At 54.7% G+C, this 26,986-nt stretch carries 21 protein-coding genes; 12 read left to right on the top strand and 9 right to left on the bottom strand.

Going from position 1 to position 26,986, the window contains the following annotated elements; all coding sequences use genetic code 11:
• The first annotated feature begins 6 nt into the window (after positions 1-6).
• The 5 genes from ACP6KB_RS13045 to ACP6KB_RS13065 all read left to right on the top strand — a co-directional run bounded on the left by ACP6KB_RS13045 (position 7) and on the right by ACP6KB_RS13065 (position 4,914).
• Entirely contained in the window at positions 7-1,149 is a 1,143-nt protein-coding gene (locus tag ACP6KB_RS13045) for an acyl-CoA dehydrogenase family protein (protein ID WP_442114135.1), read from the top strand.
• A 303-nt stretch (positions 1,150-1,452) separates the two neighbouring features.
• Positions 1,453-1,749 (top strand): hypothetical protein, encoded by a 297-nt coding sequence (locus ACP6KB_RS13050; protein ID WP_442114136.1) that lies wholly within the window; start codon positions 1,453-1,455, stop codon positions 1,747-1,749.
• Between the two features lie 1,093 nt (positions 1,750-2,842).
• Complete coding sequence (locus tag ACP6KB_RS13055; RefSeq protein ID WP_442114137.1) at positions 2,843-3,466, top strand: hypothetical protein; 624 nt, start codon at positions 2,843-2,845, stop codon at positions 3,464-3,466.
• Between the two features lie 177 nt (positions 3,467-3,643).
• The gene (locus ACP6KB_RS13060; RefSeq protein ID WP_442114138.1) at positions 3,644-4,579 is read left to right on the top strand and encodes a hypothetical protein; all 936 of its coding nucleotides are present in this window, start codon (positions 3,644-3,646) and stop codon (positions 4,577-4,579) included.
• A gap of 140 nt (positions 4,580-4,719) precedes the next feature.
• A complete protein-coding gene (locus ACP6KB_RS13065) occupies positions 4,720-4,914 on the top strand; it encodes a hypothetical protein (protein WP_442114139.1) in 195 nt (64 codons plus the stop codon).
• 96 nt (positions 4,915-5,010) lie between these two features.
• Here ACP6KB_RS13065 and ACP6KB_RS13070 read toward each other — a convergent pair whose 3' ends face one another.
• The 6 genes from ACP6KB_RS13070 to ACP6KB_RS13095 all read right to left on the bottom strand — a co-directional run bounded on the left by ACP6KB_RS13070 (position 5,011) and on the right by ACP6KB_RS13095 (position 13,227).
• The gene (locus ACP6KB_RS13070) at positions 5,011-5,388 is read right to left on the bottom strand and encodes a DUF2513 domain-containing protein (protein ID WP_442114140.1); all 378 of its coding nucleotides are present in this window, start codon (positions 5,386-5,388) and stop codon (positions 5,011-5,013) included.
• 116 nt (positions 5,389-5,504) lie between these two features.
• The gene (locus ACP6KB_RS13075; protein ID WP_442114141.1) at positions 5,505-6,524 is read right to left on the bottom strand and encodes a hypothetical protein; all 1,020 of its coding nucleotides are present in this window, start codon (positions 6,522-6,524) and stop codon (positions 5,505-5,507) included.
• A gap of 169 nt (positions 6,525-6,693) precedes the next feature.
• A complete protein-coding gene (locus ACP6KB_RS13080) occupies positions 6,694-7,836 on the bottom strand; it encodes a hypothetical protein (RefSeq protein WP_442114142.1) in 1,143 nt (380 codons plus the stop codon).
• A gap of 391 nt (positions 7,837-8,227) precedes the next feature.
• Entirely contained in the window at positions 8,228-9,034 is an 807-nt protein-coding gene (locus ACP6KB_RS13085) for a hypothetical protein (RefSeq protein ID WP_442114143.1), read from the bottom strand.
• Positions 9,035-9,109: 75 nt separating this feature from the next.
• Positions 9,110-11,113 carry a UvrD-helicase domain-containing protein gene (locus tag ACP6KB_RS13090; protein ID WP_442114144.1) on the bottom strand — a complete coding sequence of 668 codons (2,004 nt, stop codon included), beginning with the start codon at positions 11,111-11,113 and terminating at the stop codon, positions 9,110-9,112.
• Positions 11,110-13,227, bottom strand: coding sequence for an ATP-dependent nuclease (locus tag ACP6KB_RS13095; RefSeq protein ID WP_442114145.1), 2,118 nt, complete (start codon positions 13,225-13,227; stop codon positions 11,110-11,112). Before ACP6KB_RS13095 ends, ACP6KB_RS13090 begins: the two co-directional genes overlap by 4 nt.
• A gap of 260 nt (positions 13,228-13,487) precedes the next feature.
• Between ACP6KB_RS13095 and ACP6KB_RS13100 the strand changes: the two genes are divergently transcribed.
• Both ACP6KB_RS13100 and ACP6KB_RS13105 read left to right on the top strand, forming a co-directional pair.
• Positions 13,488-13,802 (top strand): DUF7693 family protein, encoded by a 315-nt coding sequence (locus ACP6KB_RS13100; protein ID WP_442114300.1) that lies wholly within the window; start codon positions 13,488-13,490, stop codon positions 13,800-13,802.
• A gap of 89 nt (positions 13,803-13,891) precedes the next feature.
• The gene (locus ACP6KB_RS13105) at positions 13,892-15,490 is read left to right on the top strand and encodes an LA2681 family HEPN domain-containing protein (RefSeq protein WP_442114146.1); all 1,599 of its coding nucleotides are present in this window, start codon (positions 13,892-13,894) and stop codon (positions 15,488-15,490) included.
• A 106-nt stretch (positions 15,491-15,596) separates the two neighbouring features.
• On the opposite strand, the gene ACP6KB_RS13110 is transcribed toward ACP6KB_RS13105, so the two are convergent.
• The gene (locus ACP6KB_RS13110; RefSeq protein ID WP_442114147.1) at positions 15,597-15,929 is read right to left on the bottom strand and encodes a hypothetical protein; all 333 of its coding nucleotides are present in this window, start codon (positions 15,927-15,929) and stop codon (positions 15,597-15,599) included.
• Positions 15,930-16,109: 180 nt separating this feature from the next.
• Here ACP6KB_RS13110 and ACP6KB_RS13115 point away from each other — a divergent pair, with 180 nt between their 5' ends.
• The gene (locus tag ACP6KB_RS13115; RefSeq protein WP_442114148.1) at positions 16,110-17,192 is read left to right on the top strand and encodes a hypothetical protein; all 1,083 of its coding nucleotides are present in this window, start codon (positions 16,110-16,112) and stop codon (positions 17,190-17,192) included.
• Positions 17,193-17,514: 322 nt separating this feature from the next.
• A complete protein-coding gene (locus tag ACP6KB_RS13120) occupies positions 17,515-17,916 on the top strand; it encodes a helix-turn-helix domain-containing protein (protein WP_442114149.1) in 402 nt (133 codons plus the stop codon).
• A gap of 827 nt (positions 17,917-18,743) precedes the next feature.
• Here ACP6KB_RS13120 and ACP6KB_RS13125 read toward each other — a convergent pair.
• Entirely contained in the window at positions 18,744-21,539 is a 2,796-nt protein-coding gene (locus ACP6KB_RS13125) for a TrlF family AAA-like ATPase (protein WP_442114150.1), read from the bottom strand.
• Between the two features lie 389 nt (positions 21,540-21,928).
• On the opposite strand from ACP6KB_RS13125, the gene ACP6KB_RS13130 reads away from it, so the two are divergent.
• Positions 21,929-22,885 carry a DEAD/DEAH box helicase family protein gene (locus ACP6KB_RS13130; protein ID WP_442114151.1) on the top strand — a complete coding sequence of 319 codons (957 nt, stop codon included), beginning with the start codon at positions 21,929-21,931 and terminating at the stop codon, positions 22,883-22,885.
• 354 nt (positions 22,886-23,239) lie between these two features.
• Here ACP6KB_RS13130 and ACP6KB_RS13135 read toward each other — a convergent pair whose 3' ends face one another.
• Entirely contained in the window at positions 23,240-24,232 is a 993-nt protein-coding gene (locus ACP6KB_RS13135; protein ID WP_442114152.1) for a DNA-binding protein, read from the bottom strand.
• Positions 24,233-24,436: 204 nt separating this feature from the next.
• On the opposite strand from ACP6KB_RS13135, the gene ACP6KB_RS13140 reads away from it, so the two are divergent.
• Together ACP6KB_RS13140 and ACP6KB_RS13145 are read left to right on the top strand one after the other, a co-directional pair.
• Positions 24,437-25,378, top strand: a complete 942-nt coding sequence (locus ACP6KB_RS13140; RefSeq protein WP_442114153.1) for a tyrosine-type recombinase/integrase — start codon at positions 24,437-24,439, stop codon at positions 25,376-25,378.
• Between the two features lie 302 nt (positions 25,379-25,680).
• Positions 25,681-26,961: a hypothetical protein gene (locus ACP6KB_RS13145; protein ID WP_442114154.1), complete on the top strand. Its 1,281-nt coding sequence runs from the start codon at positions 25,681-25,683 to the stop codon at positions 26,959-26,961.
• Positions 26,962-26,986 lie beyond the last annotated feature (25 nt).

Genomic DNA, 26,986 nt, shown 5'->3' on the forward strand with positions numbered 1-26,986 from the left:
CCCACCATGGACTTCAAACTGACCGAAGAGCAGTTGATGCTGCAGGAAACCGCAGCGCGCCTGGTGCGTGACACCTATGGCTTTGAACAGCGTGAGCAGTTCAGTAAAAGCGAAGCCGGTTTCAGCCCCACCTTCATGCAACAATTGGGCGAGCTGGGACTCTGTGCTGTGCCATTTGCCGAACGTTATGGCGGATTTGGCGGCAGTGGTGTGGACACCATGCTGATCAGCACCGAGCTGGGACGTGGGTTGTGCCTGGAGCCTTTCCTGCATTCCATCGTCTTCGCCGGGGGGCTGATCAGCCAACTGGGCAGCGAAGCGCAGAAAGAAACGCTGCTGCCAGCACTCGGCAGCGCCAGTTTGCAGATGGCCGTGGCGCTGGATGAGCCGCAGAGCCACTACCAATTGCACGATGTACAGACCGTTGCCCAGCCTGTTGCCGGAGGCTGGAAGCTTGACGGGCGCAAATCGGTGGTTGTCGGCGGCCAAAGCGCCGGCCTGATCATTGTCTCGGCCCGCACCAACCACGAAGCCCGTGACGAGGAGGGCATCAGCTTGTTCCTGCTCGACCCGCACACGCCTGGCGTACACCTGCGCTCGTTTGCAACCATCGACGGGCGCAGAGCCTGTGACCTACAGCTGGATGCGGTATTTGTCGAACACAGCGCGGTTCTGGGTGAAGTAGGGGAGGCATTGCCTGCCTTGCGTTATCAGCAAGGTCGCAGCATCGCCGCGCAATGCGCCGAGGCGGTCGGCAGCATGGAAGCGTCGTGCAAGCTGACCCTCGAATACCTGAAGACCCGAAAGCAATTCGGCCAGCCGATCGGCAAGTTTCAGGCATTGCAGCACCGCATGGTGGACATGCAGATCGAACTCGACCAGGCCACGTCAATGACCTTGCTTGCAGCCTGTGTAGCCGATCAGGCAGACAGTGACGAGCGTAGCCGGGTATTGGCGGCGGCCAAATTCATCGTCAGTCGTGCGAGTCGGTTTATTGCCGATCAAGGCATTCAGCTGCACGGGGGCATTGGACTGACGTGGGAGTACGTCCTGTCGCATCATGCCAAGCACCTGCTGATGGTGGCTCGACAGTTTGGCGATGATGATCATCACTTGCAGGCCTACGCGAAACTGATGCAGGTCGCTTGAGTCACGACAGCGGGGAAGGTGTTGGCGCTCAAGTTTGCGCCATTATAACTACACTAAATAGTTATTTAGTGTAGTTATAATTTAAAGCTATTAATTGGGAAGGGTAGCTCATCCTTCCAGGCACGCATAGTCGGTACGTGTAATGAGTAACAAGCCCCGAAAACCAGGGACTCCAGCTATCTGAGGCGGCGATCTAAATGGGTCATTTCCGAGCAGGATGCTTAAAAACGCTCCTAATTAACTGAAATCTGCTGAGGTACCAGCTGCCTGACACGCGTTGCCCAAGTCAACGCGGCGATTGGTATGGAGTTCCGACTCAAAACCTTCATTTCTGTACCTGACCAGCATCAAGGTACATCCTGCGATGTCTACAAGCTCGGCGTTTTAGCGTTGACGGCAGTTCACCAGCATTGGCGAAGCGCGAACAAAACCAGTCGTATTTTGTTGGCGCTGTTTCATGCGCTGGCCGAAGTGATTCGTCGTAGCTTGGCTTTGGGTAACCAGGAAGATTCCTTGGAGAGATACCGCGATGTGTTTTGTTTACCAACAGTCGGTATCCGTATGAGTCGAACCGCTGGAAATTTTCCGATCCAGCGCTGATGAGATTGCTGTGGTGGATGCTGGCTATCGTGGTCGGTTTTCACAAGGAGCAAGGCTCGCAAAATCCAATTATCCTGGATTACAGTGCCGAGGTACCGACGAGAGATGCAGGCAAGCGATTGAGGGCTGAGCCAGGCTTCAAATCTGTCCACCCAAGGCCCCCAAGCCCACATAGGATGTTACGCATAATGTATATTATGTTAAATCCTGTTTTATGTCGTAAGGGTTCAGGTGTCAGCGTTTCCTAATGATCGGACGAAAATTTTCTGAATCTGGACGCTCGAACCGTAGGAAATTCAAGACCTTGTCCTGACCTTCATGATTCCGTGTCCATCTGGATCGTTTCTTGATACTGGACGCCCTTTGCGCGGAAATTTGAAGCATCCAAACCTCCAGTCGTTTAATCGTACTCTTTCTAAATGGGTTGTCTAACATCCTCCTATCGGCGCATCGTCAGCATCCGACAAACGACTAACCACATCCGTGAAGCTCGCCCGGCTACACTTATCTTGAACTCACAAAAAGTGCATTTCTCATGGACTGGACGTCAGACCCGTTCCCAATTTTCCCCATGATGTCGACGTTCGTCCGCTGCTTAAACGAAGGCATGGATTTCCCGGCAAATGTCCATGTACAGCGACGGTTATCCGATGTCGACCCATCCTGCCTGCCAGTCGAAATGTGTCGTCACGCCGCGGACTTCATCATTGAGTCAATGCAGACCAAGCCAACACCTTGGGCTAGTCGATACTTGGACTACACATCTGTGCTACAGATGGCGCTGAACTGGAGTTTTCTGATTGATCGGCGGCCCATGACGGAATGGGATAACGAGAGCCTTACGCGATTTTTGCACTTCATAAAGCAGCCTGACGACAATTGGATCAGTCAGAGTACGGCTGGATGTCGCTTCCTGTTCAGAGGCCATCCGATTCTCACAAAGCAGCCCATTAACCCGGCATGGCGCCCATGCTATCGACCCGTCCCTGAGGCTCCGATCGTCAGCACAGTCATGCGCAAGGTACACGGTATCACCTTTCATTTTCTCAATTATTTGTGGCGTATCCGCGTTCGGAAGGAGCCGGCTCCGGTCATGGCTAAGACTCCGGAAACCCCGGCAGATAAGGGCATGGCCGCTGCAAATCTGTCGCATAAGGAAATGGATTGGCTTTTCGCACACCTCGAGTACTGGCGCCATACCAGCCCCGAATACGAGATGTGCCGATTCATGTTAGCTGTAGCGAGATTTACGACTATTCCACTGGCTAGATTATGCCGGGACGGTCAGTATGTAGGTTTGCTAAGCCAATTTATGACTTATACACGGTCGGCCAAGCTTGGTGATCCGCCTGGCTGTAGCCATTGGGTATTCATTGACAACCCAGGAGCGCCTCTAGAAACAGAGCGCCCGCTTTGCCCTCAATTCATTCCGATTTTGAACGACTTTGTTGAATCTCGAGGACTGACGACCAAAGATGCGCTTCCTGATGTTTGCACGCTGCAAGAAAATCGGAAGTCGAATGGCATGACTGCTGGCAGTGCCCATGGCGTGATTCAACGGCATCGGGCGGCTATTGCGAATGCCGCAAGGAATGATGAGATGCTGCCAGATGCACCACAAACTGCAGCTAAACTCGCCCAGTTGACGTTCAGCCAGGTACGTCGTTCGGCGCGCGCAAATCTGGAGCTCGCAGGTAAAAAGCCGAATATTACCTAGATGGTGTCCGTGATATTCCCCGGTTAGTTGTTGCACTCGTTTTGAGGGCACCCTTCTCTTCTTTTGCCTTATCAAGGTAGCGATTTGCGAGCGAGTTTCTCTCCAGCAGAGTTTCAACGATTGCGGAATGATGTTAAATTGCCACGCCTGATGCGAGGAATGCCCAAGGAGTGTTTCGTGAGGAATGGTTTGCTGGTTTCTTGTATGGCTCTTTCCCTTACGGGATGTGGAGATGGTGGCGAAGCCTACAGAAAGCAGGCGGAGAGTCTTCGTGAAGATGTTAGTTCTCTGCAAGCACAGATTGCAGCTGCGAAAACCAGGATCACTCAGCTCGAACAGGAAAATAAGACTCTCAAAGAGACACCGGCAGTGTTCTTAGCCCAGGTAAGAAAAGCTGTGGATGCAGGGGACGAGACGACCGCGAAAACAGCCTTGGCATCGTTAACCTCCCGCTACGCCGACTCCGCTGAAGCCACGATCGGAAATGGCCTTTTGCAGAAAATGGTCAAGGATCGCGAAGCTAAGGAACAAGAAGAGCGCCGGCTGGCGGCTCTAGGAATGAAAGCAATCCCAGTCAAAGGCTCGTTCACCGCGGACGACAGCGCCGTCTCGCTTCAGTCTGCTCAAGTGGCCGGCCAATGGAGCTTCAACGACCACGGGGATGAGTATGAGTACCGATCAGCTGAGCGTGGATCTCGGTACATCACCGCGAAGGTGACCTACTCGTCCAAGAGCAAAGATCCCCGCCTGGCCCCTCTGATCGTTTACGCATCAAACGGTGGTGAGCTTAAGCGGCTTGGTGTCATGGGCTTTGAGTTCGTTAGCTGGAGTAGCTATGCAACCTTCCTGGGTAACTACCACGACGACGCTAACGATTTTGCTCACAAGCCAAGCATCCGCTTCTCTATGGGGCTGCAAGTCCCAAATGACTCAATAATCAAGCCGCTGTACATTGTTGCCTCCTCTTCAGGTTGCGCAGATCGTCGCTCGGATCGATTCGGCAGGCCGCCAGTGAGCTACGCGACCTACAGCTGCGACCAGGCAGCTCCCGATGTGCTTCGAGCAACAGACTTTAAAGAAGGCCGGTTCGGCATCGTTAAGCGCATCGATTGATTCTGAGATAGGACTCTCATCCCATGAAAAAGGCTGTAATCGCAGGGGGTATCGCCCTACTCTGCTTGGTCGTTTACACCCAGATCACAATCTTCGCAGTACCGCCAATTGGAGCGGTACCTGAGGGAAGGACAGTCATCATGCTCCGCCTCAACAAGACGAATTTCATCGATAGCGCTGATGCGATGTGCGTGCGTATCCAGGGCTATGTGAACCTGCTTTGCCGCGGCATGACGATGGGAGCTGTGGTGAACGCTACCACCATCATTGCGCGTCTGCCCTACTCCGAAACCATCTACAAGATCAGTACAGGTGGTAACACCTACGATCGGTAACCTCGCGGATGTCAGGCTCAGTTTTTAAGCCCGATTACCAGCGCGGTTCTGAACCGTTGTCCACCGTTAGCACTGCATAGCGGTGGCGTGGGATCATCAAGGGATGTCTATTCCTAGGCGATCCTTGAGCACCTGCTTACCATAGGCTTTTCCGAGTTCAAGCATGATTGCCAGGCTCGCTCCTCCGGCTTTCTCAGCCCCAGCCTTGGTAAGGCGCCAGACCTCGTTGTCCCTTATGGTGTCGAGGTATTCGTGACCACTGATAGTTAGACGTTTGGGTCTCCAGTCGAACCTGCTCATGGAGCTGAGATCCTGAGCTACAAGCAGGCCGGCTTCATCAAGCAGCATCACGTGGTATGCGATCACTTCCTCTCCGTGCCCCTCACTAGAAAGGTTTATCCAAGAGCGTGGTGATTTGTCGCTCGCCTCGACTGCTAGCAAAATTTCTCGAACCAATTCTTTGTTCAATCTCATCGCGTTCTCTCTGTACGATCATCCCGATCAGCCGGTCTCTTCGAGCCCGAATTCCCGATAGGTCAGTCCTAAGCCCAAGTGAGGGCATCCATGCCCTACCTAGAAGACCGAGTGGCCTACATTCCCGCACCGTCATGGACATATTCAAACGTCCAGTCAGCAAGGCCTTCACAGCCATGAGCCAGGTAGTCTGGTGGTGTTACTACTCTTGGGTCAGTCCCCACTGACAGTGCGGTAAGGCCTGCACTCTGAGCCGATGGGGGTAAACCGTCCCACCAGGAGATTCGGATAGCATGATTCTCACAGGCCAGTGAAAGCCGCATCAGCATATCCTCAAGCTTTGCACCCTGGATAAACCCTTCCTGCATGGACTCACGCACCCACTGACAAGATTGGTCGCTCGACACATGCCACGCGAGCACGTACGCCCAACCGTCCTGCGTGGGAGCGGTAAAGAATGTCAGTAAGTCGAGCGCCTCGGCCTCTGGCCCCAGATCCTGGAGCTTGCGACCAAGAAAGTCATAATCTGGGAAGAGTAGTCCTGAGGCCTGAACCGAGCATGGTGAGCTCGACCGAAATGCGATAAACCGAAACTGCGCGAAATTGCCTTGTGAAATTGCCGCATCGCAGATGAGTTTGTGTCGGTGGAGTTGTTGAAAACCAAATGCCTGTCCTTGAGCTGAGTCCAGCAGCAGTTGGCGGTTTGCCTGAGGTACGCCAGGGTGATCAATCATCGCTGCTAGAGAGCGTGCGGCGTTTTCTTTCACGAAGTACTCGCGACAAATGCTGCGGTACACATAGAGAGCAATCTGTTCGTGATCGAATGCCAGCGGTCTGTCATCGATTGGTGCGAACAACCTGTTGTCGTGGTGCTTGCACATGCCACGGAAGGTGGACACCTTATTGATGCCTACTTTCTTCAGTTGAGGCTTACCCCCGGTGGATTTCAACGTGGTGAGATCGGCGGACAGTTGGTAGACATGACCCTGTTCTACGATCAGGTTTAGCTGACCACCCTTCTGAATTGAGTGCGCGGAGATGATGGCGTCGCAGCGGGCCCCATTGTCGTAGTGGAGGCACCGCCCCCTGTTGCGCTGCTGCGCCATTGCTGTCTGATGCGCATGAGTGAAGGACATGTCGGTCTCTACTGGGGTGGGAACTGGAGTAGCATTGTTTTGGCATTGCTAGCGATGTCTAGGGTGCCATTAAACTGCGTCGGAGAGTCGAGTTCGATCAGACCCGTGTGCTGGATTTCAGGATTCAAGAGCCAAAGCCCAAACGCGGTCACTGCTAAGGCTGTTGCCCTCATTCACAGGCTCGGCGTAGTCGCTCTGCGAAGAGCGGCAGGAAAAGCGCGGATTCAGCTACCTGCCACCAGACCTGGTTCTCATGCTCGTCGGTGGTTGCCAGCAGATCGTGAGCCAGAAAAACTTCAAATCCCGCCCGGGCGACCTTGTCCTCAGCGCTGAATTCGTAAAGCCCCCCTTGGACAAGCAGCTTCTTGACGATCAGGGGCAATAACCAAGCCGAGAAAATTAGGTGGTTATGGCGAGGCCAGATGCTTCCCTTCTCACCATTTGCGGGGCCATGAGCTGCGGCGTTTCGAGCGGCACAGAAATCGTGAACCCAGGCGTCGAGCGGGCGATTGACGTTTTTGTCCCAGTGCTTGCGCCACCACGACTCGTCCAGGTTTCCTTTATGCCAAGTGGGCGGGTTCGGTAGCTCATCGAAGTGCTCGTTGATGGCCCTGCGGAAGGCAGCTTTTTCATGCGGGACGTTGAGCAGCGTGTCTACGGCAACCCTCATCAGGATCAGCTCGGATCGCTCATCCATGGATGGGGCATCGGTATTGGCCCTGAGAAATGACACGATCGCCTCGTCTATGCGTTCCTTTAGTTCCCCGTCAGGTAGCTTGAGCAGTGCTTCGAGCAGTGGCGTGTCGATCGAGATCCCCGCGCGATTGTCGACGTGGTACGGCCGAATGAACTTGAGCCCTCCACTCCCCGCCAGCATGTTTCGCGTTCCACCGTCACGCCGGCGGGTGGTCGTGCAGGAGTGAGCCGGTGAGGCAATATCAAACCTCTGCGCGACGACCTGGAGTGTGTCGGCGTTGTAGTACTTGAACGCTGAGCATAGCGATCGGCCTGCCAAGGCGGAGAACGCAAGATAGGAACTCTGCACCAAGCGCTGCTGGATCTGAGCGTCCGAAACCTCCATGCCAGGTGTGTCATCGTTCCAGATGACAAGCGCTGCCTGATGGACTGGATGAGAGGGCTGAGAACCGAATCCCCGGTCGCCGTAGTTGCCCAAGACACCATCGAAAGCTGCCTGCGGGATGCCCAGAAGCTCGCCAGGTAGTCGCCCCCGCTCGTAAGGCATCAAGCACATGTCAGCGATCCGCAGCTCTTCAGCAGCCGCTACCCACGGCAGAAAGAACACTACTGCCATAGCCGCCCTCCCTTCACTTTGTCATCGGCTGAATGATCTTAACCCACCGAGGAATGATCAACTGGGTCTGATGCCTCCCTCTGCACTGGGCGTCTCGTGATGTCTTGTCGAAGGCGAAGCAGATGGGAATCTGCGGCTCTCGTAGTCGACCCGTTCACCCGATCGCCTTGGTGCAGCCGGGGGAAAACTAAGACATAGCTAAGATTCTCTAGCCAACCGTGACAAAAACCGCAAAAACTAAGGTAAACCTTAGTTTTTAGATCCCGATCTTAGGCGGTGGGTGCCCAGCCGAATGCGTATGAGGCTCCCCCAGAACTCAACATTTGCTCGGTCGTGGGGAACCCTTCAAGACTGCAGCTGGAGTCCAGGGCCCAAACGACACATTACCCACCTACCCTCGCTTGCGACGGATGCGCTTCGCCGTTGGCTCATTTCTGACGATGAGCAGCTCGGAGTCCAAGACTGTACGCGAAATAAATGCGAGCGTGCGAAGCGTAGGCTCGCCATCGATTGCCCGCGCGACTTCATCTGGATTGACCGACTTGTGCCCGATCAGGCGCCGGCCTCTGCTTTTACGGAGCGCGTCAACGATCAGCTGGCCAAGTTGGCGAATCCCGCCCTCATCCAGATCCCGGGTGGCTCGTTGATCCCGGGAGGTACCTAGAAGATCACTCATCATGTGGGTTTTAACTTGCGATGGGTCATCCGAACATCGGTAGGCCACAGGGTGGCTATTGAACACGACGTAGTGCTCATCATCGTCAGGCAACACACCGATATCATTGGGGCGGAACCCGAATGAGTTGTCGACGATCTGCTTCGACAGGTAATGCGTATTGAGCTCGGCGCTTAGATGGAACGCTGGGGCTACGTAATAGACTTCGCTACCCGTGTTTTCGAGCTCCAGTAGCAAATCATGCTGCGCGGAATGCCGTAACGCATGCAGGTGCCAACGGTAGTAGGCGCCCCCCATCAGCGTGAATTCCTTGCAGTTTGTGCGCTCCAAGCGATGGCTCAGCTTGAACTGCAGAAACAGTGGCGATCCGAAAGGAATCTTGACGTCGTAGCCACCACCCGGTTTTCCCTCCTTCTGCAGTGAAGGAAACTCGGGGGCAGCCACTACATGAGCGCCAGGCGCTGTGATCAGCTCGTTGGTGAAGGCGAAGCCGTAGGAAAATTCTGACATCTCGGGTTTCATTATTGCTGCGTCCTTGCTGTTGGTCATTCATGGCAAAGCATCGGGCTTTACTGTCCGCACAGTGGCGGTCGGTGACTAAGGGGCGGGTGCTGACGCTGCAAGCTCCAGAATCGACCAGCCAGCTTTCTCAAGCGCAGCCCTGCGTTTTACCCCAGTAGCGCCCTCCCCCAATGAACTCTGGCGTATGGCCAAGCACAACATGTGCGACGGACGGGTCATCCCGACGTACATCAGCATCATGTCTTTCTTCGCTGTTTCCTGAGGCCTCTTGGTAGCTGCTTTTTTGCCCTCAAGACATGGCATGAGTTTCTGGATGAAGTGGCTGCCCCTAAAGGTCTCCAAGATTATCGTCGCTGCGTGCGTCTTGCCCTTTTCCGAGTGAATGGATGACATCCGGATATCGACGCCGGCGGAGACATCCTGGAAACGGTAGGTGTTTACAAGGGATCCCCCTGTTTCTCCGGCTTCAGTGGCAACCGGAGCCGGCTCATAGGCAAGGTATTGGCGGCCCAGGATTTCAGCTGCCACACCCTCAGAATCATAGAGCGCGGCAGCCAGCGCCATGAGTTTCGGTGCGATGACCTTGACCCAGTCCTGCTGAGTGATTTCGGACGGCACAAACAGCATCTGCTGGAGACACTCGCGGTACCGAGCGAAGGCTTCGGGCTTGGTCGTGAATTTCTCATGTACAGCGGCTTGGTGCCGACCTCGTATCTGAACCAGGCTACGAGGGAAAGCCAACTCACCGAGGTTGATCAGACACGAGGCCAGAAGCTCAACGGCTGAATTGGCCGTGGGCTCCTTCATCGCATAGCGGCGCGCGATATGTGCGCCCTCGGCAAACGTGCGGGGCTTGAACGACGTCTTGGTCGTGTCAGACCGATAGGATGGCCAATAATGCTCCAAGGCTTTCGGGTACTGGTTGGGTTTGAAGTTCTCAAGCCGATGCACGGCGCCGACGGCGAACACACCCTTCTCGCGGATATCTTCCGGTAGATGTTTCAGCACCAGCTTGCCGAATTCGTCCAGCACTCCGGTTGCATCCTTGTCCGGAAAGACGATGATCGTGTTCGGGATGGTGCTGGGTTCGCCTTTAGTCCGCAGCCCTTTCAAGCCATCTGTGATCGGGACATAGGCAAACGGGTTGGCAATCGACGCAATGGCCTGATCAAAGCGGAAGCTGCTGGCGATCTCCAACTGACGCTTTGGGTCAGGGAACGGATCCGACTGTGGTGTCTTCTTCTCAAAGATTTCCTGGTTTGGGTCGCCAACGCGGATGACGCGAACATCTGGGTCATCGTGGGGAAAAACCCGTTGCAGTATGCCCGCCTGGTCAGGTTGGGTGTCCTGCATCTCATCGATCAACACGCACGGGAAGCGCAGACGCAATGCGCCGCCCACAGCTGGCTCTTGGTCGAGTAAGGCGTGGCCCAGCACGAACACTTCATCGAAGCAGAAATAACCTGCCTTGGCAGCGCCGCTCAGCGATTTCACCACACTTTTGTAGGTGGCGGTGTGTGGCGCAAAACCGATTTCTTCATCCCCCAGTGGATGATCGAAATCAGCAGACCGGACTCGCAAGCTGTGGAGGCTTTTGTGCTTCATCTCAAAGGCCGTCTTAGCACCAAAATGCTCGCTATCCGTCAGCTTTCTTCGGCGTGCCTTATGCGTGAGGTCATCGTCAATGGCCTGCAGTGCAATCCCTTTCGAGCGCAGCCATGGTGAAGCCAAGAATCGTCCGGTGAAACCATGGATGGTGTCGATATAGTGAGGGAAGCGCAGCAGCCGTTGACCTACTTCCGTACCGCCGAGGCGTTTCTCGATCTCTTCCCTGGCCGCGTTGGTGTGTGAAAGCACGCAGATACCCTGCATACGGCTCTTCCAATGGCGAGCCAGGATGGCCAATTTCGCCACGACCAGGGTCGTTTTGCCGCTCCCCGGGCAAGCCGCTACATCGATGGTATCCATGGATTTCAAGAAATCACGACGAGGCTCGTCCAGCGTTTCCAGCCCCATGAGCTTGATGACCCAATCCACATCGGCATCAGTGATGGGGGCAACCAGTTGGCTAAGCGTCATTCGGCGACCTCTTCCAGCGGATCAGCTGAGCCTGCCGGTGCTGCCGACACCACGAGAGTGTGAGCCGGGCTGGAGGTTGTGGTCAGTGCGGCACCTCCGGTTGCGTACTCGATCGCGTGGACAACATAAGTGGGCAGCAGCCCACGCAGCGTCGTGGCGTCCAGGGTTTTGTTTTCAAACCGCTGGTCGATCAAATCGATCAGGTGCTGGGCTGCGATCGCTTTAGAAGCTCTTTTGAACAGTTTGTAGATCGCGGAACACCTTGCATCCTCGGTGGCATAGGTCGTCTGGATCTTGTCGAAAGCTGTCCGCGCCTTCTTCAGCAGCGTGACCTTGGTCTCCTTGCCTTCGTCGATCTTTTCCTCATTGATGGCCAGGTATGCGGCATGGTGGACTTCCTTCGAAAGCCCCTTGAACGCCAGGTCGTACTCAAGCGTCCAGTGATCCGCAACGAATGTGCGCACGCATTGCCCGTCACTTTCTGCTCGCTTCTCGCGGTGATCCTTGAGTCCTTTTTCAAGGTCAAGCGGTGTGGCACCGAAGTCTTTCATCGCGCGCCAGCGTCGATCGGCTTTGTCTGGCCATACAGCCCCTTTTACTCCCTTTAGACTCAAAATCTCGGGGGCACAGTCCGGCATCACGTCCATGTCCGTAATGCAGGCGGTAGGCACGGATATCTCGCCCTTGGAGGTGTCTTTTCGCTGCAGGATTTTCGAGTAGCGCCGCAAACCAACACCGCCCACGTTGATGATCGATACGCCATGCTTGGTGAGATCTTTGCCAAGTCGCCGAGCGAGCGACGGCAACAGAATGGCTTCGGCATCGCCTTCTACGACCAGCAATCCCTTGGCGAAGAACAGACCCGCTTTGGTCACGTCTAGGAAGCGGCTGAGGAAGCGATAGTCGTCAGGAGCAAGGCAGGTTTGCTCTTCTGCAAGGGAGAACGCCTGCTGCCGCTGCATCAGAACCAGGTTCTGCAACGGAATTTTCGAACTCAGGTTGGGGCTGTGCGTGGTCAATATGACTTGAACCGGCCTCAAGCCTGTAGCTGGCTGAGCCGCAGCCTCAAGAAACTCCATCAACTGGAGCTGGCGCTGAGGATGTAGGTGCGCTTCTGGCTCTTCGATGAGGAGCAACGGAAGTCCGTCGGGCTCCTTACCGAGCAGCAGTAGCTCACAGGCCATGAACAGCACGTTGTTCGAGCCCAGCCCATAAACGCCGCGGGCTTCACCTGTGGCGTGATCCAACAGCCCCAGCTCCAAACGCTCCAGGATCTGTTTGAGTTTGGCGGGATCCGTTCCCGCCTCCCCGAAACCAATGCGACTTGTCAGTGGCTGGCCAGCAAGGGAGAGCGGACGCAGGTAGGTGTCGTTGATTTCCTTCTGCGCGGAGACGATTGCGCCGTGGCTGTTCACCAGGTGGCGAAGATAGTCGCCCATGCCTGCAATACTGAGGGCCTCAGCGTCAGCAAGGTCAGCTGGAAGCGCCGCAGGATCAAAGGCGCTGCCGGCGTCAATATTCGGGAAACTACTGAGTACTTGAGACAGGCGGGAGTTTCTGCCCGGCGACATCTCTCGTTCTGCGTCGCGCAGCGGTTTCAGGTACGCGGTGGCCAGTAGTTGCCGTACACCCACGTCCAAGGACGGGCCTTCTCCGTTTTCACCCGAACGAATCGAGATGTCGACCCATTTACGAGTCGAGGCAGAGGCAACGATGCGGCGAGCCGACCAGTGAACGTAGAGCCTCCCAACACCATCCTTGTAGGTCACGTACTCAGCGAAAGCGCCGAGTTCCGCGGAGCTCAGTCCTTCCAGCGTACACCTGAGAGTGATGGCTTCCGCCTGGGTGCCATCGTTGGCGATGTGAAAGTCCTCAATCTGAAGCCTCAGATACTCAGCATCACGAGTCTGCAGAACGTAGCGAATCGCATCGATCACTGCGGTTTTACCCGCGTCGTTTTCACCTACGAGGGCAGTCACGCCTTCGTTGAACTGGATGTTCAACGCATGACCGCCTTGGCCGAACTGGCGGAAGTTTTCGATTTTCAAAGCCGAAAGATACACAGCGCTGCCCTCACCTGATTCAGTGGCAGGGAGAGGGTTGCTGAGCGTCAACCTGGCCGACACCATCCCTCCCTGGATGTGCTAGCTATATGCCATGAAAAATCCATTGGGGCTAGACGATTCGGCCGGTTCCTACCGGGGGGGTTGGTCATTCGGTATACCCGCGTGGTTGTGTAGCCGTCGCGGATATCAGCACAGCCCAAATTGATGGCCGCGTAGCCCGCCCAAGTCGTCAAGTTTCATTTACCATGCTGTCGGCCCAGGCCGGGCGCGAACAGGCCGAAAGCCCCAATACGCACAGGTATTTTCGTTTGGCAGCAAAACCACTAACAGCCCGCGAGGCCTATCAAATCCTGCGAGACATTGCTCTAGGGGTTCGCACGATGCGCCGCATTGGCCAGCAGTCTTGGGCTGAAATCCATTGTGGCTCAATGACAGTCGAGGCCGACGGCTGGGTGCTCACGTTCTACAAAGATTGCGACGCCCTCGATTACTGCGACAGCTGCTACAGCCCAGATGGCCGCGCGTACGTTTTCAATTCGTCGCAGTCGTACAGTAATGACCCTGTAGAGTTATTGAGCACTTGGGAGCATGCGCAGCTTGAAAAGCTGTTGAATGCCTCATAGCCGCCCATGAGAGAGCGACAGGGGTTTGACTTAGTAGACGGTCGGCTAAGGCAGCTAAGATAATCAGCTCCTCATCGCGGTGATTGCCCATGGACGATTTCGCCAGCCGGTTTTCTCAGCAGGGTTATGAACCCCACGCCGACGACCGCTCTCACCTTCTGAAGGCATTGAATGAACAGCTCGGCAGCCCAGGTGACGCTCCTCGTCTCCGACGCCTCTATGACTCATTGATCGATGCTGCAGGTGATGGCGCCGATGAAGGCATCTTGCGGCATGCGACGCAGCTAGCTGACTTAGTGGCTTCGCGCGTCGAGCCGGAGAACGGATGCCTCGTTTACTACTCATGTTCCAATGCATGGGCCGAGCTGAGGAAGCTGGAGGTGCAGTCATGGGAGGACGATACCCTAGAGCACCCTGCTCTGCTAAAACAGCTTTATTTCCTGCGTGCCTCTGTACAGCACTCAGGCTTTAAAGAGCTGGCACCAATGCTTCGATCGAGAATCCATTGTAATCTAGGCAATGCGCTCAGGGCGTGTGGACGTTGGATCGAGGCGCTCGGGGAATGGCGCAACGCCTTGGAAGACAATCCGATCCTGGGTATGGCGCTGGGCAACCTTGGCATTGGCTTGGCTCAATACGGCAGTGCGCTTTACGACCCTAATCACACCTATTGGCTCCTTGTGCATGCCCGACGCAAGCTGGCATCAGCCATCGAGGGTGGCGTGGGCCGTGATGGTGCGACCTATCCTGAAGCGATAGAGTTTTTCAAACAGCATCACGACAGGCTGGCCGAGTCCGTCGACGACGATGGTGACGCAGAGCTGTTAGAGCACAGCCTCGGCTCCTCGAAGGAGGAACGGCGTTACCGGCGATGGTGTCTTCAGGAAGAGCTATTCCTTAATCCCATGAACGACTTGGGAGCATTCCCCGCCGCCGCTCAAGACGTCCTGAGGTTACCCGGTCATGATGCCAAGGCTGGAATCACGTACCTCGGCTTTTACAACCAGCTGAAGCAGGAGTACGGGTTCGCCCGTCATTGTCTCTATTTGGGGGATCACGCCAAACCCGGTCATGTGGCGGACAGGGGCATGTCACTCGCCTTCAATTGCGATTACGCGCTCTATGGCATGGGGCTAGAGCAGATCAAGACTGCCTATCGCAGCGCCTATTCGTTACTGGATAAGCTTGCCTACTTTATCAACGCCTACTGGAAGCTGGGCATACCCGAGAAGGCGGTAGGTTTTCGGACTGTATGGTTCAAATCGGACAAAAATGGCCGTCTACTCCAGCCGCGGGTTGTGCGTGATGAGTTCGTATCCACGCGGAATCATCCGCTTCGCGCGCTGTATTGGGTATCCCAGGACATCTACTCCAAGGAGCTAAAGTATGTGGCTCGACCTGATGCTCAGGCGCTTGATGAATTGAGAAACCACCTTGAGCACAAGTACGCCAAAATCGTGGATTCTTGCCATTGGATTGGCGAGCATTCTGGGCTCTTGAGTGATCACTTGGCATTTGTGCTCGATAGGGATGACCTCTACGCGAAGAGCCTGTTGATGCTGAAGCTGTCCAGGGCGGCGCTTATCTATCTGTGCCTGGCAATGCATTTTGAGGAGTCGCAGCAAAAGCCTGAGGGCCCGGTTGGGGAGTTGCCAGTCGAAGACTACCCGGACGACCTCAAAACCTGAGGCTGGTGGCGACTGCACCGTCATCTATTTTGGCTTAACCAGCCGACAGAGAGAAATTTTGAATTCGCTGGCCGCGGGCTAACCCCTTCGATTAGGTCACAGGGCATTAGGGATACGTCCAGTCGCACGCAGCCCCGCGGGTTGCGCTACGAACACACGTCAAAGCCTGAGTTTGGATGACGACACCCAATCCCACACCCGTGAAGAGCTGAACTTTGTCACCAAACTCGGTCGCGACAGCGATCTTGTTCGATTGACGGTCAATCAGGCCTGCGATGCGAGTACCGGTGTTGTGCCAGTTGAACTGGGTGTCTCCCAGGGTGGGATGCTCATGATAGTCGTAGCCGCAGATCATGGCAGCGATCCGAGGGCTGCGCATCATCATCGGCGGAATATCTTGATCCGGCCACAGGTACCGGCGATCACGGTAAAGCTGCATGGTAACCTTTGGGTATAAAATACAGTCTGAGGGTTTTTAAAGTATCCATTAGATGGTGTAGGGCTGACTTGATAGAGGCGTCTTAAACGTGCTAAAACATCGTCGCGCCAAGTGTTAGGCATGAACTTAAATCTGCGAATCTTTCGCCTTACCCCATCAGGGAGTAGTATGGAAAGTATAATGACGCCAGCTCAGGAAGGATATGTTTTGCGGCTTGACCTGTTGAAAGATGGAGACGTAATTCTAGAGTCCGGCCACAAACCTCACAGTGAGATTATAAAGGCAAAGACTGGCAGCAATTACTCTCATGCTATGATTTATCTTGAAGGCACTATATTCGAATCAACTAAAGGAGGAAGTGTATTCACCAGAGTCCCAAATCGATTCTACGTTAAGAACGAAGATGATTTGAAGGTGATTAGATATAGCGGTGAGCTCAGTGATGAAGCACTAGCAAAGATGGCTTGGCACGCGCGGACAAGCGTCGCCACCACGTACAGCGTTCCAGAAGCTATACGCTCCTCTCGCGAAAAAAAGCCTAAGACGAAAAAATCAACAGGCCAGTTTTGCTCACGATTCGTCGCAGAGTCGCTGAATGCCGGGGGAATCAAGGCCGTAGATAATATTCACTACTGTACTCCCGCAGACATTGAAGGTGCTCACGATTTTAGTGTCGTACCTGATGTAATAAAGAAGGCGACCTCAGAAGAGATTCTGCACGCGGACGCATCTAAACTTCATCCAGCGCATCAGAAAGCGACTGTTCAGTGGACAAGAAAGGCCAAAACTCTACTTAGGCCAATTAACAATAGTGTCCAAACAATAAATGATATTTACCAGGCGCTAATCGACTCTCGAAACCCCAAGATCGACAAGGCCATTGCAAAAGCGATGATTGACAGTGGGTACACTAAAAACCTTGATGATGACAGAGTGGCGAATTCGTATCGGTACGACGAGAATGAGTTCTCCAAGCTACTCAGAGAAGGAAGGATCGATCTTAGTCGCGAGGTTCGGAAAGAGGTACACATCACCAGGCTTTTCATTCGAAACCACAAAATAAATCGCCACAACATAAAGATCACCCACGGAATGTTTAGATCCCTTGAGCTTGAATATGAAGTTAGTGCTGGAAATCTAATGGCCATCAACGATCGCATGGAGACATTAATTTCCGCGTGTGTAGACATGAATATCTCTACAAATAGCGTCGAAGTGGCTCGACAGATCACTCGATCCATTCAGGAGGCTCTGAATTATTAAGCTCGGGATTATCAAGAGCGCAGCTTGCCGAGACTAGTGTAGATTAACTTTCCGCTGCAATGCGGCAGGTTATGAATTGCGTGGTATTCATGCCTATCTGAGGCTTAACGTTGTTATAACTCGCTAACGGTGAAGCTTTCAAAGGCCGCTTCAAGGGCTCTGACGCCGAAGCGCGGGTTGATCACCTGCCGTCCGCAGAATGATCCCTCAGGTTGGTCGGTGGCTACAGTGCCTGTGGTACTCTCTGACGCTCTATATCGGGTCTTCCCGCTGCAACTGATGTGGGTGGGCCCTTCCCGCCTCTCCTTGGCCAGGAGCATGAATGTCGCTTAAAACAGGTTTCGCCACTGTACTGAAATCCATCCGAATTAGCCGCGGGCTCACGCATAAGAAAATGGCGGGTGCTAGCAGCCGTGGCTACATGCTGAAGCTGGAGCATGGGCTTTCAAGCCCAACTGTCGACAAGCTGATAGCCATCAGTGATGCGATGGGGGTGAGTCCTCTGACACTGTTCACATTGACGTTGAGCGTGGATAGTGGCGAACCAATCGAGGCCCTCGTGCAGCGACTCAAAGCTGACATTGCAGACCTCGAAACCAAGGACGCGCTCAAAAGCCTGGGTATCTCATCACTTCCAGATTTACGCGCGACAAGCCCTGCTCCATTCCACCGAAACAAAGTTGCCAGTTGTTCATCTCAAGCCGAACTGTGCGCCGCTGAGTAGTGGAAGGAACCACCGCTTCGGGGTCAAAGCCCTAGATCAATCGAGAACAGGGTGTCTCTGAGCTCTGCTGGCACAGCTTGGTCATTTACAAGGCGTTTGAGCACGTGATAACTCACATGAGACCGTAGTCGCTGCCGGACAGGGATGTAACTGCTATCCACGCGCGGCACATTTGCATTAGGCAGGACGTGGTCGAGCACTGCGAAGGCTATGGCTCCAACGTCTTGCTTGTAGATGCGAGTCAAACTGTCCATGCCAGGTTTCCGGCGGTAGCTGGTCACTGCATTAGTCACTATCGACGTGAAAAACTCGCGATAATACGCGGCGGCGCAAATCCACACCTGCGCCTCCTGTTCGACCTTCAATCCCCTGATGGTGGTCGTTTGCCATCACCTCAAGGAAGCACAGAGCATTTTAGTGGAGGATGTTGTTACAAGTGATGACTAAATGAGCGGTTGAGGGGCCCAGCCATCTTAGTGGTAAATGGCATCGTCGTATTGTGTCGACAAGCGCTCTTGGGAACTGGCAGATCCTACTGCCAGGCCCCATGCCAACTGGAAAGAGGACAGCGATCGACCGTCCTACGTTGAACCGCATAGAAGACCATTTCCCTGAAGCATGGAAGGAGTACATCTGTATCCCTGCGCATTATCGCCATCGCCATAAGGGCCTACTGCCCTTTCAATGGCTATCAGGGTTGCTCGCTCACCTCGAACCCGATTGCGGCGGAATCACGGGGCATTCCATCACGGCGGCTGCCTGCGCGATGCACGAGCGAACGGTGGCTGTGGTCTGCCTAGCCCTTGTTCAGCTGATGGCGCAGACACTTAGTCCAGGTGGTACTTCTCTCGCCGTTGTATGAAGGCCTCCTGCGCCCCTTCCATGATGTTCATGACTGCTCTAGCGGTTTCAATCCTGTCCATCCCGCCTTGAGCGAGTGGCCTACCTTTCCCCGCTACTGATTCGAGCGCCAGCACGAATTCAGCGTCGCCATTCACTGGGATGTTCACGTTATGGGTTGCAACGATAAGCTGTCGCTTCAGTTTCACGCGACGCAGGAGAGGCACGAGCTCGTGGTAAACGAAGCTGACATCCACGTCGTCTTCCGGCTGATCCAGAATCAGCGGGCCCCCTTCCATTACCAATAGCATGCAGAGTACGGCGGTATTGCGTTGCCCCTCTGAAAGGCGATGGCTGGACAGGCTACCGATAAGCGTGCGATCGGTTCGATACAGCTCAATATCCACGAGGTCAGGAATACGCTCAAGATTCATCTTCAACCAGGCCTCGCTTGAGCTACGGATGTGAGCAAGGAGCTCTTCCCGGAACTGCTCAAGTACTCCTGGAAGCGGCTCTCCGTTGTGAAGCATCGAGCCGATAAGGGCCCATGGGCTGGGGGCGGAAATTTGATCTTGGGAAAGGAAATGTTGCCGGAAAGCATCGCCGATACTTTTCCAGGCTGGGGCCATCCTAGAGTCAGTAGGTATCAATCGTTGCCACAGCGTGTCGAAGCTGACCTGAGCGCCCATGTACTTGATTGTCACCCGGCTGGTACCGGAAGTACGTTCGGTGAGCTGTTCGCATACTGCCGAGCGCAGGGCGAACTCTTGCGCCCATATCTCGTGGAGTCGCGCATGTGCCCTATTAAGCGAGGTCGGAGTGTCCAGAAGAGGTTCACGAGTTTTCCTCTTCCCATCCAGATCTGACAGTTTCGCCTGTCTCAGCCGATCCAATTCCTGGAAGCGGCTCGCATCTTCAGGCTTGAGGCCACGCTCCTCGCAGGCAGCAACGAATGTTGTATAGGTAGTATCGAGCTCACGCTTGATGGCTGGCCATTTGGTCGTATCGTCAAAAAGCTGATCTGACGAAGCCTCCATATCGGCCAGTAATTCGATCAATCTGAGCTTAAATCCATCTCGTGCCTGATTCACCTCAATGGTTTTTTGTGTAAGCCATTCGGCATGGGGCCAGGTCGCAGCTACCTCAGCGGGATTCCAGTTTGGAGCTGCCGCTTCAACGACTTGTTGAAGCTCTGCGACGTCTTTGCGCATTACTTCCTGCAATTGCTTCTGATATCGCTTGGAAAAGTGCGAACGCAGATAGCTCGATGCCTCCCCCTGTACATCTTTCCGGGCCTGCCACTCGCGATCGATTTCAGTCAGCTCCTGGATGATGTTGTTAATCTCAACGTCCAGCGCCAGAAGCTGATTTTGAGCAGCGTAGAGCCTAGCTATCTCCGCTTTCACCGAGAACTCTTCGTTCCGTAGGCTATCCAGATCCGCAGCGCAGCCCTCGTCGATCATTTGGAGCAGTTGAAGCGCTCCGTCGGGCATGGTGAGCTCTGATAGCTGCCGCTGGCTGTAGAACTGCACTGGGAAATGACGAAGGTAAGCCGCGACGTCGTGCGCGTCACCTTCCACCAGGGTACGTCCAGATTGCTTTGTGTAAGCGATGACGTCGCGTTGACCCGGCATCCCTTCCCAAGTGATTTGTAGCTCACTGTGGTCGTCCAGGACATTTCTCGCGCGATCGATTTTGTCTTGGATACGAGATGAGAGCGCATCTCCCTCATCCCTCCCGAGACCGATACGTAGCAGCTCAAGAATGGTAGATTTACCGGTTCCTGTGCCACCGATCAATGTATTCAGGTTCTCAGAGAACCAGATTGACTCATCTTCAAGGTTGCGTAATCCCTTCCATTCAATCGACACGATTCGCGGATGGATCTGCGTGTCGCTCGGTCGGCATTCGTCCAGAGAAAGCCGCGATTGAGGGTCTCCGAAGGCTTGCTTCAGTGCCGTGATTGAGGGGACAGAGCTTTTGACCCAGGTGTAGCGATAGCCCAACGAATTGGGCAGAGGCCGCCCCTCACTGTCCGTTTTGAGTGACTTTGCATCCGAGGACTGCACGTAGGCAGGCGGCTTATCTAACCTGCGCCAATCGTTGCTCTGCCCCTTGAGGATGCTCGCCATTTTGGTGCTCAGCGGGTACTGGGTCACCTCCACTGCAAGTAGATCCTTTTGGCGATAGTCCTGCCGGTTGGCGGAATCCTCGAACAAACCACGTTCTCGATCCGAGTGGGCTGCAATGACCACCCCACCATGCTTCCCTTGAACTATGTCCAGTAGCTTGCGCAAATTGACTCGGTCGCGCGGAAGCAGCGCGGGTTTCCCGTTCTCAAATCGATCACGCTCGAACATGCCAAGCTCAATAAGCACTTTGTTTACGCGCTGGACATCGGCAGTTTTTCGCGCGGGCTCGAACAGACACAACACGTGGTACCCGAGATCCAGCTCAAACCCTGGAAAGATCCAGATCGGATCACGGCCCAGCTCTTTAGCAACTGGTCTGTTCAGAGTCACCAGGTGAGTTAGGAACCAGTCCTCAGGTTCCTCCACACCAGAGAAATTGTGATCGGTGATGCCAATGATCTGAAGGTCGAGCTCATGGCAGCGCCTGAGAAACACTCTGGCTTTGCTTCTGATGTCATCAGCGCTGGCCTCTCCTCCGATTTTGGGCCTCCGTGGATTACCCAGCCTTAGATCGTGGTCTTTCCAATGTCTGCCATCTTCGGGGGTCTGAACCTGAAAGTCGGCTTTGAACCAACGGAAACCTTGATACATGAGCGATTGAGTCCGGATACTTAGGGCCGACGAGGGGCTGGGTGCAGCGCGAGGAATGCCGCCTACGATACAAACGCTACCTCAACTGAGGAAGTATTAGCTTGCTTGTCTGGTTGATCACCACATAAAACCAGCAGCGTCAGCGCCATTAGGGAGTCCGTTGCGGAACAAACAGCGCCGATGATCGCTGCAGCGACATCTATACCAATTGCGACGTACGGGCCGCGCTCAGGTGAGCCATTGTGAGTTGCTCGGATCCCAGCACCTAATCCCCTATGCCTGCAGAAGCAAGCAGAAGCCAGGGTCGCTGAAAGAAATTTGTACCTTTATCACTTGTTTTAAGCCCGTCGCACATTAGGATTGGTTAGAAATATCCAAGGACGGTCGAAATGGGTGGATTTTTCGTAGAGCAGGCGGGATCACTCAAGCTTCTTCAGCAAACCGACGCACCTAACAGCGGCTTTAGGCCGGGCCAGCTTGGCGCAATGCATGCAACATTGGCCCATTTCTCCGTGCAAGACGACCCCGCGATCATCTGCCTGCCCACTGGATATGGAAAGACATCATTGATGATGTCGCTACCGCTTCTACTTGGAGCAACCCGGATACTCATCGTCGAGCCATCAAGTGCTCTGCGCAAACAGGTGCACTCGCATTTTTCTACCCTTTCAACACTCAGGCGCATCGGTGCACTACCTGAAGACGGGCCGCTACCTTCCGTTCACTTGCATTCGGGGCGGCCGATAACGCTTGAGGCCTGGGAACAATTGCGGGAGTTCGACGTCGTGATCTCAACCCCCAGCAGCTCTTCACCAATGATTGCCCCGGGGGCAGCGCCCGATCTCTTTGACGTGGTGATTTTCGACGAAGCACACCATGCGCCGGCGGACTCTTGGGCAGCGTATCTGGATCACTACTCGACCGCTCGATTTATATTTTTGACGGCAACCCCCTTCAGGCGCGATGACCGCGTTATTCCGGGCAAGCTGATCTACCGATATCCTGTGATGAGAGCCGTGTCTGAAGGGGCGTTCGACCCTATCGTCTTCCGGGAGGCACCCATAGATAACGAGCTTGATGATGAGCATGTTGATCGGGCGATTGCCCAAACTGCAGTTGCACAGCTTGAAGAAGATATCGCTAACGGTTTTGATCATAGGCTTTTTGTACGTGCCTCGGCCATCTCTTCTGCGCAAGCGCTCGTACCGATATACGAGCAACTGGGCGTGTCCGTCGCCGCCATCAGCAGCCGACTGACGAAACGACAGCAGGACTCAATAGAAGATGGCGTTCTGTATAGGCTACGCACGTCAGGGTTCGGCAAAGGCTTACTGGTTAGTGAGTGAATAGCTGCTACGGGCGCTGGAACTACGTTACACATCGCGGCCCACCGCACCTCACTAGCTCAGACGCAGTGGTCTTGCCGTTGCTGGCTTAGGCCGAATTGCTAGGGGATGGACGTTCAGCACATCATGCCCGAGTGGCGCATGACGAAAGGCAGGCTGTATTTCGTGACCCCGTCAGCGCGTGTAAGGCCGAGGAAAGATAAGGCCCACTCTGATTTCTTTGCTGACCACCACTCGAGTCCGGCCTGGCAGCATTAAGTGTAAGGTTGGCGCTCGGAGGTTTTTGATAGAGAACTTGCCAGGAGTACATTTGTACGCCTTCGCCCGTCCCCTCACCCATTGCAGCTTTCTGACCTACTCCTTCGGGCTTTCCGCATTGCTTGAGGCTCGAAATTGCGTGATTTCAGCTTCAGCTATTGCGAGTTTCTGAACCAAATCGCTTTCCCTCCTCTGCGCCTCGGTGGCATCGGAGCGAGCTTTGCTAGCCTCTTTGGTCTTGGTTTCGAGCTGGTGAGCCAGAAGCTCTTTGGCCCCTTCCGCGCGAGCACTCGCAGCATTAGCGATGCCCAGGTCGCCTCTCAAATGTTCGATAGCATCGCGATGCTGATTAGCCTCTTTGGCATGCTGGCGGTTTTCCGCGATCAACCGTTCGTTGTCGCGGATCATGCGGGTGGCTTCCTCCTGCTTAACCATCAGTGTCTGCTGGAGCAGGGTCATCTCTTGCTGCATCTGGTAGATCTGAGTCTCGTGGCGGTTTAGATCCTGGTCGCGCTGTTCCTTTACTGCTATCCGGTAGTGTTCGAGTGCTTCTCTGGCATGCGAATGCTTCTCCTCCAGAGATTCGATCTGGGCGTCCTTCTCTTGGACACGAACCTCAAAGTCACTGCAGCTCTGGCTGATGCGGGCGTTACGCGTAATCTCGGTTTGAAGGCTGGATTGAACGGTCGTGAGCTCTTCATCCTGGGCCTGTATTGCAGACTGCAGTTTTGTGATCTCCCGTTGCGCCTGTTCTAGGTGACCTTGAAGTGTACTGCTCTCTGCCTTCATAGCTTTGCGCTCAACCTCGAATGCAGATCGCTCGTGTGCCAGCGCTTCATTCCCCTCCTCCAGCAAGCGCTCAAGCATCTTGCTCACCATCTCCGTGAGTTCATCACTTAGGCGCGAAGGCGAAGCGAATGGTCGGGGGTCGTGTGCTTCAATCTCCTTTAAATATCGCTGAATCGTTGTCTTTGAGCCGGTATTTCCAAGCTCGATGCGTATCGCGTCGATGCTAGGGTTCTGCCCTCTCGACAGCAGAGCTTCACGAGCCTTGCGCACCAGCACCAGGTTAATACCGCCTCTAGCCATGTCTGCCCCTACGATTTCGTACTGTTTTACGTTTCATGTAATTACGTGCCACTTTATCACTTTTTTAAGGTTAAAATCCCACATTTATTGGCAAGATATAATCGAGGATTATGGCTTGCCATACCCCAAACCGGGAGTAAAATGGCCCAGCAAGCGGTACAAGCCGCGAATGAGAGCCACCGGAGCTCAAAATGGAGGATTGGCGTGGTTGATGTGGCCAGCAAGGCAGATAAATACTTAGAGGCGAGCGTCCGAGAGAACACGTCGAAGAGCTATGCGGCTGCCCTCACCCACTACGAGGTGACCTGGGGCGGCTTTCTGCCAACCACCACCGAGTCAGTGGTGCGGTACATCGCTGAGTACGCTGACCAGCTGGCGCTGAGCACGCTCAAGCAGCGCCTGGCTGCACTCGCCAATTGGCATCAAAGCAACGGCTTCCCCGACCCGACTAAAGCCCCTAAGGTCAGGCAGTTGCTGAAAGGCATCCGGGCTCTACATCCCGTACAGCAGAGGCAAGCTGCCCCTCTTGCCTTGCTACATCTCGAAAAAGCGGTAGCCCACCTCGAAGATGAGGTTGCTCAGGCAAGAGCCGCGGGCAATATGGCTACCCTGCTCAAAGCGACTCGTGATATCGCTCTGCTCACAATCGGTTTCTGGAGGGGTTTCCGCGGAGACGAACTGGCTAGGCTCACGATCGAGAACACGCATGCGGAGCGGTACGTCGGGATTAGGTTCTACCTGGGGTCGAGCAAAGGAGACCGGCAGAACATCGGGCGGGAGTACAAGACACCTTCGTTGAGCAAACTCTGCCCCGTGGAGGCGTATCTCAACTGGATCGAAGCTGCCGGCCTAACCCGCGGCGGTGTGTTCAGGGGTATAGACCAATGGGGCAACATCAGCGATCGCCCGCTTGCGGCCCATAGCCTAATCCCTCTCCTTCGCGACATCCTGGATCGATGTGGCTTGCCGTCCGAGATCTACAGCGCGCACTCGATCCGACGTGGTTTTGCCACGTGGGCAGCGAGTTCAGGCTGGGACATCAAAACGCTCATGGAGTATGTGGGTTGGAGCGATATGAAATCAGCCCTTCGCTATGTAGAGCCGGCTCAGCAGTTTGGTGGGCTCATCAGGAAGCTGGAAGGGTGAGCCAGGGCAGCCGGCTGTACTGACCGTGAGCAAGAGGGAGATGCCTGAAAATCTTCTAGGTGTACCTCACGCCCGATTGTCAGGCCAGGCAGTACCATTCAGTCGGCATCTTCCAACTTGGAAGTGAAAGCTAAAGGCCCTGCGGGGGTAGCGCGATAGCTCTCTTGCCTTCCTTCAAACCACGTCTCGTAGCAGAACCTCCGCCAAAATGATATGGGCCCTTGTGCTGCGTCTTCGGACTACACCCGGCTTCGGTTAAAATACAGCCACTTTTCCTCTGCATTGGCCTACGGACTCGTCAAATGCCCGGTATCAACCGCAGCAATAGCACTCTTGCGTATTATGAGCACTTCACACAGACCATCACGCTGAAGCGAGCCGAAAAGCCCGACGTCGTAAATCTTGTGAATGCGGTCTTCAATCCCGATTGGAACGCCGGGCTGCTGCTCGTTGATGGCGCCGAAAAAGTGCTTGCTCCGCTAGCGCACGAGATGCGGCACTGGGTAGACATGAACTGCTCCATTAGAGGCCTGAGAACCCTTCAAAATATTTTTCGACTGATTGCTGACCCCAGCGACACGAATGCTGCCATCAGGCCCTTGAAGCAGGACTTGAAGCTGGATCATTTCGTTCAGCCGTATGATCACGCTGATCCTGCTGTGCAATATCCGTGGCAGGTGGGGTTCAGCCTGAGTCAACCGAACTTCCACGAGCCAATCGAGCATATCTCGCTATGCTTCTTTGACAGTCGTGACCTTCAGCGCAAGCGTGTGCTCTTCAAATCGCCTATTTACCTCGGCAGCATGCTCGAGACCTGCGCAACCTACCAGGAGCAGCGGGATGTCTTACCCCTATTCCTGGGCGAAAAGCTACCAAAGAATGCACGTCGCGACGCCGAGCATGCGGCCTTGAAATTCCTTCAGAATTCGACAGTGCCAGAGTACCACTCCATCATCAACGCAATTTCTGCCGCTGCGAAGCAGAGCGAGGCCGTTCACGGAGTATCGCTCGCCGCAGGCCTCTGCACCCTGCTCCTCAATATGCCGCCGCAGATGCTTAAAGAAAGCTGCCGGCGAGTAGAGGATGCTTTGAAGAATCGTAGGTACGGTGACGGGGCTGTTTCGGCCGCAGCCCAAATGCGCGCGATGGCTGCAATCAGTCCCGAGGCTGCTCTGATTCATAATGCGGTGACAGAGCTCGCCAGCCGCTCGAAATCCGGTGCCCTGTCCTATAGCGATGACCTGATTTTCGACTTAGTGCCTTTTTGGAAGAAGCGACAGAGCGAATTCTTCGAGCGCAGCCATGCGCATTTTGCCGCTCAAATCAATGCTATCCAGGGGCCGGAGTATTTCCGCACCTCTATTCCTGCACTGATCGAAAACAACAAATGGATCATGGAGCAGAAAACCTTAGCGTTGACTCTCAACCGGCTGCCCAAACGCCCGCCGATAATTTTCGGCGATGGCTTTGTCTTGGAGGGAGCTACAGAGTTTTGCGGCGTTGTGCCTCACTATCAAAGTGCCGACTTCTCGCTGGCAGGATCGAAGCTGGAGATCCTCGAACTAACACCTAAGGATGCATAAATCCGGATTGACTGCTCCGTGACTG

This window comes from Pseudomonas sp. NUPR-001, assembly GCF_052147955.1.
Taxonomy (GTDB): Bacteria; Pseudomonadota; Gammaproteobacteria; order Pseudomonadales; family Pseudomonadaceae; genus Aquipseudomonas.

Bases quoted from the DNA above. Each gene is read 5' to 3' on its own strand.
- ACP6KB_RS13070 (WP_442114140.1), bottom strand. From the start codon at position 5,388: ATGAGATTGAACAAAGAATTGGTTCGAGAAATTTTGCTAGCAGTCGAG.
- ACP6KB_RS13045 (WP_442114135.1), top strand. From the start codon at position 7: ATGGACTTCAAACTGACCGAAGAGCAGTTGATGCTGCAGGAAACCGCA.
- ACP6KB_RS13135 (WP_442114152.1), bottom strand. From the start codon at position 24,232: ATGGCTAGAGGCGGTATTAACCTGGTGCTGGTGCGCAAGGCTCGTGAA.
- ACP6KB_RS13085 (WP_442114143.1), bottom strand. From the start codon at position 9,034: ATGAAACCCGAGATGTCAGAATTTTCCTACGGCTTCGCCTTCACCAAC.
- ACP6KB_RS13125 (WP_442114150.1), bottom strand. From the start codon at position 21,539: ATGTATCAAGGTTTCCGTTGGTTCAAAGCCGACTTTCAGGTTCAGACC.
- ACP6KB_RS13075 (WP_442114141.1), bottom strand. From the start codon at position 6,524: ATGTCCTTCACTCATGCGCATCAGACAGCAATGGCGCAGCAGCGCAAC.
- ACP6KB_RS13050 (WP_442114136.1), top strand. From the start codon at position 1,453: ATGGAGTTCCGACTCAAAACCTTCATTTCTGTACCTGACCAGCATCAA.
- ACP6KB_RS13080 (WP_442114142.1), bottom strand. From the start codon at position 7,836: ATGGCAGTAGTGTTCTTTCTGCCGTGGGTAGCGGCTGCTGAAGAGCTG.
- ACP6KB_RS13110 (WP_442114147.1), bottom strand. From the start codon at position 15,929: ATGCAGCTTTACCGTGATCGCCGGTACCTGTGGCCGGATCAAGATATT.
- ACP6KB_RS13115 (WP_442114148.1), top strand. From the start codon at position 16,110: ATGACGCCAGCTCAGGAAGGATATGTTTTGCGGCTTGACCTGTTGAAA.
- ACP6KB_RS13055 (WP_442114137.1), top strand. From the start codon at position 2,843: ATGGCTAAGACTCCGGAAACCCCGGCAGATAAGGGCATGGCCGCTGCA.
- ACP6KB_RS13130 (WP_442114151.1), top strand. From the start codon at position 21,929: ATGGGTGGATTTTTCGTAGAGCAGGCGGGATCACTCAAGCTTCTTCAG.
- ACP6KB_RS13105 (WP_442114146.1), top strand. From the start codon at position 13,892: ATGGACGATTTCGCCAGCCGGTTTTCTCAGCAGGGTTATGAACCCCAC.
- ACP6KB_RS13120 (WP_442114149.1), top strand. From the start codon at position 17,515: ATGTCGCTTAAAACAGGTTTCGCCACTGTACTGAAATCCATCCGAATT.
- ACP6KB_RS13145 (WP_442114154.1), top strand. From the start codon at position 25,681: ATGCCCGGTATCAACCGCAGCAATAGCACTCTTGCGTATTATGAGCAC.
- ACP6KB_RS13065 (WP_442114139.1), top strand. From the start codon at position 4,720: ATGCTCCGCCTCAACAAGACGAATTTCATCGATAGCGCTGATGCGATG.
- ACP6KB_RS13090 (WP_442114144.1), bottom strand. From the start codon at position 11,113: ATGACGCTTAGCCAACTGGTTGCCCCCATCACTGATGCCGATGTGGAT.